At 68.9% G+C, this 1,147-nt stretch carries 1 pseudogene; it reads left to right on the top strand.

Annotated features, from left to right (window positions below):
- A pseudogene (locus AC5P09_RS51895) lies at positions 1-1,147 on the top strand (RHS repeat-associated core domain-containing protein); the annotation flags it as partial.

Below are 1,147 nucleotides of genomic sequence, written 5' to 3'. Positions count from 1 at the left end.
ACCGTTCGCACCCGCGAGCGCGTCAAGGGCGACACCTGGCGCACCTCGACCGAGACCACCAAGTACGACAGCTACGGCCTGCCGTACCAGGTCGAGGAGAAGACACCGGGCGGCAAGGTCCGCTGCTCCACGGTCGGCTACGCCCGCAACACCACGGCGTACCTGATCGAGCTGGAGTCCCGCGAGAGGACGACGCTCGGGGCCTGCGGCACCACCGGCGGCGAGGTCGTGGAGGACACCCGCACGCTCTACGACAACCTGGCCTTCGGCGCGACCCCCACCAAGGGCCTGCCCACCGAGATCCAGGAGCTGAACGGCACCGGCGACGGCTACATCACCATCGACCGCACCGAGTACGACATCCACGGCCGGGAGACCGCGACCTGGGACGCGGACAACCGCAAGACGTGGATGGAGTACACGCCGGTCACCGTCGCGCGGCCGACCAAGCAGGTCTCGCACGACCCGCTCGGCCACACGGAAACCACGGTGTTCGACGACGTCCGCGGCCTGCCGCTGACCGAGGAGGACGCGAACGGCAAGAAGGCCACGATGGAGTACGACCCACTGGGCCGGCTCCTGAAGGTCTGGGAGATCGACCGCGACCCGGCGACCCAGACCCCCACCGCCACGTACGACTACACCGTCCGCCGCGACGGTCCGACCATCGTCACCTCGCGCACGCTGAAGGACAACGGCCAGTACGCCGTGTCCTACGAGATCCTCGACGGCCTGCTGCGCGAGCGGCAGACGCAGGACGAGGCGATCGGCGCGGGCCGGATCGTCAACGACGTCTTCTACGACAGCGCCGGCCGGGTGTGGAAGGAGAACGACGGCTACTACAACGTCGCCGAGCCCGAGGCGAAGCTGCTCCAGGTCGGGGACAACGACATCCCGTCCCAGAACCGCATCACCTTCGACGGGATGGGCCAGCCAACCGCGGAGGTCACGTACTACCGCGGCACGGAGAAGCTCCGCACGACGACCGAACGCGACGGGGACGTCTCCACGACGATCCCGCCGAAGGGCGACACGGTCACGGCGACCTTCGAGGACGCCGAGGGCCGCACGGAGCGGCTGCGCGAGTACACCGACGTGGCCCGCACCAAGTGGCGGGACACCGTCTACGAGTACGACGACCTCGACA

Source organism: Streptomyces sp. a15 (assembly GCF_059026085.1).
Note: the sequence above shows the minus strand (reverse complement) of the source record. Positions and strands in the feature narration are given on the sequence as shown.